This window comes from Polaromonas sp. (genome assembly GCF_039930745.1).
GTDB lineage: Bacteria > Pseudomonadota > Gammaproteobacteria > Burkholderiales > Burkholderiaceae_C > Polaromonas.
Genome location: NZ_JBDTTH010000133.1, coordinates 1 through 7,755 on the forward strand (window position 1 = coordinate 1; position 7,755 = coordinate 7,755).

The 7,755-nt window shown below is 63.4% G+C and carries 8 protein-coding genes; 3 read left to right on the top strand and 5 right to left on the bottom strand.

Features of this window, described 5'->3' with window-relative positions:
• From ABI660_RS22095 to ABI660_RS22115, 5 genes are all read right to left on the bottom strand, one after another.
• Window positions 1–242: tripartite tricarboxylate transporter TctB family protein (locus tag ABI660_RS22095; protein ID WP_348072191.1), on the bottom strand; the 242-nt coding region annotated here is incomplete at its 3' end.
• 135 nt (window positions 243–377) lie between these two features.
• Complete coding sequence (locus ABI660_RS22100; protein WP_348072193.1) at window positions 378–2,180, bottom strand: ATPase, T2SS/T4P/T4SS family; 1,803 nt, start codon at window positions 2,178–2,180, stop codon at window positions 378–380.
• A gap of 44 nt (window positions 2,181–2,224) precedes the next feature.
• The gene (locus ABI660_RS22105) at window positions 2,225–2,998 is read right to left on the bottom strand and encodes a spermidine synthase (protein ID WP_348072195.1); all 774 of its coding nucleotides are present in this window, start codon (window positions 2,996–2,998) and stop codon (window positions 2,225–2,227) included.
• Between the two features lie 147 nt (window positions 2,999–3,145).
• Window positions 3,146–3,724 carry a DNA-deoxyinosine glycosylase gene (locus tag ABI660_RS22110; RefSeq protein ID WP_348072197.1) on the bottom strand — a complete coding sequence of 193 codons (579 nt, stop codon included), beginning with the start codon at window positions 3,722–3,724 and terminating at the stop codon, window positions 3,146–3,148.
• Window positions 3,718–4,566: a TatD family hydrolase gene (locus ABI660_RS22115; protein WP_348072199.1), complete on the bottom strand. Its 849-nt coding sequence runs from the start codon at window positions 4,564–4,566 to the stop codon at window positions 3,718–3,720. Before ABI660_RS22115 ends, ABI660_RS22110 begins: the two co-directional genes overlap by 7 nt.
• A 143-nt stretch (window positions 4,567–4,709) precedes the next feature.
• On the opposite strand from ABI660_RS22115, the gene ABI660_RS22120 reads away from it, so the two are divergent.
• The 3 genes from ABI660_RS22120 to ABI660_RS22130 all read left to right on the top strand — a co-directional run.
• Window positions 4,710–5,612 (top strand): trypsin-like peptidase domain-containing protein, encoded by a 903-nt coding sequence (locus ABI660_RS22120; protein ID WP_348072201.1) that lies wholly within the window; start codon window positions 4,710–4,712, stop codon window positions 5,610–5,612.
• Window positions 5,613–5,624: 12 nt separating this feature from the next.
• Complete coding sequence (locus tag ABI660_RS22125) at window positions 5,625–6,635, top strand: MoxR family ATPase (RefSeq protein WP_348072203.1); 1,011 nt, start codon at window positions 5,625–5,627, stop codon at window positions 6,633–6,635.
• Between the two features lie 179 nt (window positions 6,636–6,814).
• A partial coding sequence (locus tag ABI660_RS22130) for a DUF58 domain-containing protein (protein WP_348072205.1) occupies window positions 6,815–7,755 on the top strand: 941 nt, incomplete at its 3' end.

Below are 7,755 nucleotides of genomic sequence, written 5' to 3' on the forward strand. Positions count from 1 at the left end.
AAGAGCGGCTTCCAGGCCCATTTGCCGATCTTGTCACCGCCCTCGGCTTCCACCACCAGGGAGGTGAAGGTGATCGCGGCGCCGATGATCGTCAGCAACACGCCCAGCATCAGGGGGAAGTAGCCCGGCCCCATGCGCGCTCCGGTGCCGACACTGTAAGTGGTCGCCCCCCACGCAAACGCCACGCCGACCCCCATAAACATGAGCCCGGAAAAGAAGTCTTTTTGACTCTTGATATTCACGACCGATCTCCTCTATAAAAGAATGAATCGCTGGATTGTGCATTCAAGCCGTCTGGCACGCCATGTGGCTTCCACTTACGCAAAAAAGGGGCAAAACGTTGCAAAATTAGCGATCTGTCCCGGCCGGGACAGGCCTCAGGACATCGGGGGCGTAGTGGACAGGATTTCCTCAATGGTGGTCACGCCTTCCGCCACCTTCAGGGCGCCCGCCAGTCGCAGCGGACGCATACCATCAGCCACGGCCTGGCGCCGCAGCGCGTCAATACTCGGCTCCTTGGTGACCTTGTCCTTGAAGGCCTCGGTCACCGTCAGCAACTCATACAGGCCCATGCGACCCATAAATCCCGTCATGCGGCAATCGACGCAGCCAACCGGTTTGTAGGGCTGGTAGCCCCCGTTGATTTGCCATGGCTTGACGATTTCCGAAAGCGCTTCGCGCGAACCGCCCTCGTCTTTCTCCCGGCATTGCGCACACAGGGTACGCACCAGGCGCTGCGCCAGCACACCCAGCAGCGTCGCGTTGATCAGGTAGGACGGCACACCCAGTTCCATCAGGCGCGAGACCGCCGACGGCGCGTCGTTGGTGTGCAGGGTGGAAAACACCAGGTGGCCGGTCAGCGCGGCCTGCACCGCCATTTCCGCCGTCTGCAGGTCACGGATCTCGCCCACCATGATGATGTCCGGGTCCTGCCGCATCAGCGCGCGCAGGCCTTCCGGGAAATCGAAATCAAGGTGCGCCTGGACCTGGGTCTGGTTGAAGGCCGGCTCGATCATCTCGATCGGGTCTTCAATCGTGCTGACGTTGACCTCTTCGGTGGCGATGCGTTTGAGCGTTGAATAAAGCGTGGTGGTCTTGCCCGAACCCGTGGGTCCGGTGACCAGCACAATGCCATAGGGCCGCTTGACGAGCTGCTCCCAACGCGTGGCGTCGTGCTGGGAAAACCCCAGCGCGTCGAGGTCCTTGACGGTGGTGTCCGGGTCAAAAATCCGCATCACCATTTTTTCGCCGAAAGCCGTCGGCAGGGTGGACAGACGCATTTCGATTTCGTCGCCGCGCGGATTACGCGTCTTGATGCGGCCGTCCTGCGGGCGCCGCTTTTCGACCACGTCCATGCGGCCCAGCAACTTGATGCGCGCCGTCATCGCGTTGTGCACGCCCATGGGCAGCTGGTAGACGGGGTGCAGCACGCCGTCGATGCGAAAACGGATCACGCCCTGGTCACGCCGCGGTTCCAGGTGAATGTCGCTGGCGCGCTGGTCGAAGGCGTACTGCCAAAGCCAGTCCACCACCTGCACCACGCCCTGGTCGTTGGCGTCCAGTTGCTTGTTGGTTTTACCCAACTCCACCAGCTGTTCGAAGCTGGCAGCCCCGGCGTTGCCGCCGGCTTTCATGGCCGCCTTGACCGATTTGGCCAGTGCAAAAAACTCGGCGGTATAACGGGCGATTTCCAGCGGATTGGACACGACCAGGCGCACCCGGCGCTTGGCCTGGCGCTCAACTTCGGACACCCAGTCGGTAATAAAAGGCTCGGCCGTCGCCACCACCACCTCGGAAGGTGTCACCTGCACCGGCAGCACCTTGTGGCGCTCGGCATACACGGCCGACATGGTGTCGGCCACCTTGCCCACGTCCACCTTCAGGGGGTCGATGCGCAGATAACCCAGGCTGGCCCTGCCTGCCAGCCATTGCGCAATGGTTTCAATGTCCAGCGGCTTGCCGTCGGCCACGCGGGTCATGCTGACGCTGGCCAGGCGAATCAGGGGGTGCTGGGCGCTTTGCACCTGCGAGCAGCGCGCGATGGTGCGCTGCGCCTCGGCAGCCGAGATCACGCCGTCTTCGCTAAGCCATTCCACCAGGCGGCGCCAGTCCAGTGGACCGGCCGGCACGGATTTGGCGCTGGGTTCAGGGTGATGTTTGGGAGGCACGACGGCACGCATGCTGGCACTGTACCTGATCAAGCGCCGGCTTCCACCCTAGCAGCTCAGCAAACCGGCTTGAAAAGCCTGAGCCATTTTTTGGCCGGCAGGCCAAAGCGCGACTCGATCACCTCTGCCCTTTGCCCCAGCTCGGTGCGGTCAGGTCGGGTCGGCTCACGTTGCGCCAGCACGATGGTGTTGCCTTCCCGCGTCGGCTTGAAGGCCCAGACGGATTCGGGACCAAACGCCTCGGCGATTTTCTCCAGCGAACGGATGTAGCTGGAGTCGCGGCCGAACAGATTGACGGTCATGAGGCCGTCCTCGCCGAGCAGTTCCCGGCAATCGGCGTAGAAGTCAGCGCTGTCGAGCACGGGCGCAGCCGCTTCATGGTCGTACAGGTCCACCTGCAGCGCATCGACCATGCCGCGGTATTCCGGCTTGCGGATTTCCTGAGCCGCGTCGGCCATAACCACCTTCAGGCGCAGGTCGTCCTGCGGCAGCTTGAACCACAGCCGGCAGGCGGTAACAACCTGCGGGTTAAGCTCGATCGCCGTGGTTTTCATCTTCAGCTTCTTGTAGCAAAACTTGGTCAACGCCGCCGACCCGAGGCCCAGCTGCATCGCGTGCCGCCTGGCCACGGTACCGGTCTGTATGAACAGCAGCCAGACCATCATGCGCTGGACATATTCCAGCTCGATGTCGAAAGGTTTGTCCAGCAGCATCGACCCCTGCACCCACTCCGTGCCCAGGTGCAGGTAGCGGACGTCCCCATAATCGGAGAAGTTCACCTCGGGCAGTTCGGCCTGTGAAAGTTTGTTGCTGGTTTCTGTGCGGGCCATCGGTTCAATCTGGATACCGGCGAAAGGCGCTGCCGGGCTGCTCTGCCCGTCTGGAACAGCATGCCTGTTCCACGGTCAGCGTCAAAGGCTCAAAGTGTATCCACCAGCCACGGATGCACTGAAACAGGGGAACCGCCGGACGCGGGCTCACACCAGACCGTGTTTTTCGAACACCTCGCGCCACGCCGCCAGCTTGCGCTCAAACGACCACGACGCATTCGCAGGACTGGTGGACGGTAGCTTATAGAAAACGATGGAAGATCCCGCGCATTTCGCCGCCGGGCCGCCCCAAGGCGAAATAGCCCCCTCGGGGGGCAGCGCAGCACACGCAGTGGCAAGCGTGGGGGCTATTTTTCTGGCGTGTTTGAAACTCTCGCCGCCATTGTGGGCAATGGCCTCCAGCGCGAGGCATTGCTGCAGGAACTGCGAAAAATCGTTGACCACCGGCTGGCGAATGCGGCTGTCCAAGCTGCCTTCGCGCTCGCAGGCCGCGTACACGTCCCAGACGCCCAAGCCTCTGTCCAGCAACCACTCGCTACGCTTTTGATAGCTGTCTACGCCCATCGGCATTAGGCTGGATGGCCAAACGGCTTGAAGAATCTTCCAGAAATGATTCTGTGGGTGGCCGTAATACTGCTGCGCCTCCAGCGAAGCCACGCCCGGAAAGCTGCCCAGAATGAGTAGCCGCGTGCGGCCGGAAACCAGCGGCGCCAACCCGGTCAGCACGCCAGCAAACCCTTGAGCCGCGGCAACGCCTCCAGCGCATTGGCAGTGCTTGCCGCGGCAAGGTCCTGGACCGGCATTTCGCGCAGTTGCGCCACCACGGCGGCAATACGCGGCAGTTCGGCCGGCTCGTTGCGGCCCTGCGCCTGGCCGCGCTCCCGCATAGCTGCGGTGGTGTACAGCCAATGCGGCGGAATGTCTGGTGAGTCGGTTTCCATCACCAGCACATCAAGTGGCAGCTCGGTGGCCAGGCGCCTGAGCTGCCGCGCCGGCTCAAAAGTGACGGCGCCGCCAAAGCCGAGCTTGAAGCCAAGCTTGATGAATTCGCCGGCCTGCTGGCTGCTGCCATTGAAGGCGTGACCGATGCCGCGCCAGCCACTTTCCGGGGCCAGTTCGCGCAGGTGCTTGAGCAGTCTGTCGGCAGAACGGCGCACATGCAGAATCACCGGCAAGCCATGTTTTCGCGCCAGCAGGAGCTGCTCACGGTAAAAATATTCCTGGCGCTCGCGCAGCGGGCTTTGTGTCAGTTCCGGCACAAAATAATCCAGCCCGATTTCGCCGACCGCCACCAAGCGCGGATCAGACTTGCGTAGCGCCAGCTCGGCGTCGAGCAGGGCCAGGTCGCCGTCCTGCGCCTGCCTGACCAGCAAGGGATGGATGCCAAGGGCGTAGCTGTCGCCAAACTCGTGTGCCAGCTGACGAACGGTTGCAAAATTAAACACACCCACCGCCGGCAACACGCAATGCGCCACCCCGCCAGCCGTCGCCCGCGACCGCATGGCCATGCGGTCCGCATCAAAATCCCCGGCATCGAGGTGGCAGTGGGTGTCTATCCAGACAGGCATGCATCCGATGATGCCTCATGCGGGGGCTACGCAGATATCCCCGCCGCAAGCCCGAATAATCTGCAGGGTTGAACAAGACGTGATACCGTGCATTCGTCAGTCGAGAAAGCCCACCGAAAAATCTTTTTTTACAGGTGAAACGGATGCGCAGGCCAGCCCTCTACAGCAGCTCCAGCAGCCCTCCGCGGGAGGATACGCCCCAAGCACAAGCGCCAACTGAACCGGCGCCACCAGGCACCCCCGCCGGAACACGCTTTTTCTCATTGACCAGCCCGCGCCTGCTCTGGTCAGCTCTGGCACTGATGGCCTTTCTGCTGGCCCTCAGCCTGTCGCTGGCGCTGCGCCCCCAGCCACGCAAGCTGACCCAGGCCGATATCAACGCCGCCGTTCTCAAAACACTGGAAACAGCACAGCTGCCCTCCGCGGCCGCCAAAGCCTACGAAGCGATTCGACCGTCGGTCGTGCGCGTCACCGGCTACGGCAAAAGCAAAAATGGCAAGGAAGAGGTGGAGTACGGTGTCGGCACTGGTGTGGTGATTGTTGACAAGGGCATCATCCTGACCAACCTGCATGTGGTGCAGGGCGCTCAGACCATCAAGGTGGTGTTTTCCGATGGGCTGGAATCAACCGCACACATCACCGGTGCCCAGCCGGAAAACGACCTGGCTGTGCTGCAGGCGCACAAGATCCCCGACGACATGATCGCAGCCACCATGCGTTCGACCGGCGACCTCGCACCCGGCGACCATGTGCTGGCCGTCGGTTACCCCTTCGGCATCGGACCGTCGGCGTCGGCCGGCGTGATCTCCGGCCTCAAGCGCACCTTCCGCTCGCCCGAAGGCAAGCAGGACATCAGCAACCTGATCCAGTTCGACGCGGCCGCCAACCCCGGCAACTCGGGCGGCCCGCTGGTCACCATGGACGGTGAGGTGGTCGGCATCGTCACCGCCATTCTGAACCCCAACCAGCAGCGCAGTTTTGTCGGCATTGCCTTTGCCGTACCGATTGAAAACGCCGCTTCTGCCGTCGGCCTCACCCCCTTCTGAAGGACCCGCCTCATGCAAACTCCCGCCGCTTCAACCGACCCCCAGACCGCGCAGCTGATGGAGCAGATCCTCTATGAGGTCAAACGCGTGGTGGTCGGTCAGGACCGTTTTCTCGAACGTGTGATGGTGGCCATCCTGGCGCAAGGCCACCTGCTGGTCGAAGGGGTTCCCGGCCTGGCCAAAACCCTGACGGTCAAGACGCTGGCCAATACCATTCATGGCAATTTCAAGCGCATCCAGTTCACGCCCGACCTGGTGCCGGCCGACCTGGTCGGCACGCGCATCTACAACCAGAAAACCGGCGACTTCAGCACCTCGCTGGGCCCGGTGTTCACCAACCTGCTGCTGGCCGACGAAATCAACCGCGCGCCGGCCAAGGTGCAAAGCGCGCTGCTCGAAGTGATGCAGGAGCGGCAAGTCACCATTGCCGGCGAAACACACCGCGTGCCCGAGCCCTTTCTGGTCATGGCGACGCAAAACCCCATTGAAACCGAAGGCACCTATCCGCTGCCCGAAGCGCAGGTGGACCGTTTCATGATGAAGGTGCTGGTGGACTACCCGACGGATGAAGAAGAGTTCGTGATCGTCGAGCGCGTCATCGGCCCGGCCGTCGCGGTCTCCAGCGTGGCCACCACCGAGCAGCTGGCCAGCCTGCAGCGTGAATGCCGGCGCATCTATGTGGACCCTTCGCTGATCCAGTATGCGGTGCGGCTTGTTTCGGCAACACGCACACCCGAAAAGCATGGCCTGAGGGATCTGGCCCGCTTCATCACCTTTGGCGCCAGCCCGCGCGCCACCATCAACCTCACCGAAGGCGCCCGCGCGCTGGCCATGCTGCGTGGCCGCAGCTACGTCCTGCCCGAAGACATGACGGACCTGGTGCCCGATGTCCTGCGTCACCGGCTGGTGCTGTCTTATGAGGCCCTGTCCGAAGGACTGAGCCCGGACACTGTCGTCGCCAGAATCATGGCGAAGGTGCCCGCGCCCGCGCGTCCGCTTGAGCACGAGAAACTGGCCGCCTGAATATGGTGCCCCCACGTTCGCTCGCTGCGCGTAGCTCTCTGCCCCCCGAGGGGGCGCTGCGCCTGCGGGCCGGCAAAGCCGGACCCGCGGCCCCGGCTGGACTGAATCAAGGTCCCCGTTCGCACCATTCCGTTCGTCCTGAGCTTGTCGAAGGATGCCCCGCAGGGCGCTGACCATCCATGAAAAACTGGTTTCGCAAATCCGCTCAACCCGAAGCTGCCGAGGTCCCCGCCCCGGCATCGGCGCAGCCGCTGGCGGGTGCCGAGCACGTGCTGCGCCGCCTTGAGTGGACGGTGCTGCGCCGGCTTGACGGCCTGTTGCAGGGTGACTACCGCACCTTGATGCGCGGCACTGGCATGGATCTGGCCGATCTGCGCGAGTACCAGCACCATGACGATGTGCGCCACATCGACTGGAATGTCACGGCGCGCCTGCAGTCGCCGCATGTGCGCGTCTTCACGGAAGATCGCGAGATGGCCAGCTGGTTTCTGCTCGACCTCAGCCCCTCGGTCGATTTCGGCTCGGGTTCGCAGCGCAAAAGCCAGGTCTCCAGTGAATTTGTGGCGGTGCTGGCCCGCATGCTGACGCGCCACGGCAACCGTGTGGGCGCCATGCTGTACGGCACCGGTGTGGACACGGTGCTTCCCGCACGCGGTGGCCGCGCGCATGTGCTGCGCCTGCTGCACAGCATGCAGACGCGCCCCGAGGCCCAGGGCACGGCGGCCACGCGACTGGATGACCTGCTGCGCTCCGCCGCCCAGTTTCTGCGCCGCCGCTCGACCGTGTTTGTGGTGTCTGACTTCATCAGCGAGCCGGGTTGGGAAAAAACGCTGGGCCAGCTGGCGCAGCGCCATGAGGTGGTGGCCGTGCGCCTGCTCGACCCGCTCGAACTCGCGCTGCCCGACCTCGGCCTGATACCGATACGCGATGCAGAAACCGGCGAGCAACTGCTGGTCGATACCCACGACGCCGGATTCCGCAAACGCTTCGCCCGCATTGCCGCGCAGCGCGAAGCCGACTTGCGCCAGGCCCTGGCGCAAGCTGGTGTAGACACGCTGGAGCTGGCCACCGACGGCGACCTGGTCGATGCCATCATGCGTTTTACCGAGCTGCGCAAGCG

Bases quoted from the DNA above. Each gene is read 5' to 3' on its own strand.
- ABI660_RS22105 (WP_348072195.1), bottom strand. From the start codon at position 2,998: ATGGCCCGCACAGAAACCAGCAACAAACTTTCACAGGCCGAACTGCCC.
- ABI660_RS22120 (WP_348072201.1), top strand. From the start codon at position 4,710: ATGCGCAGGCCAGCCCTCTACAGCAGCTCCAGCAGCCCTCCGCGGGAG.
- ABI660_RS22115 (WP_348072199.1), bottom strand. From the start codon at position 4,566: ATGCCTGTCTGGATAGACACCCACTGCCACCTCGATGCCGGGGATTTT.
- ABI660_RS22125 (WP_348072203.1), top strand. From the start codon at position 5,625: ATGCAAACTCCCGCCGCTTCAACCGACCCCCAGACCGCGCAGCTGATG.
- ABI660_RS22100 (WP_348072193.1), bottom strand. From the start codon at position 2,180: ATGCGTGCCGTCGTGCCTCCCAAACATCACCCTGAACCCAGCGCCAAA.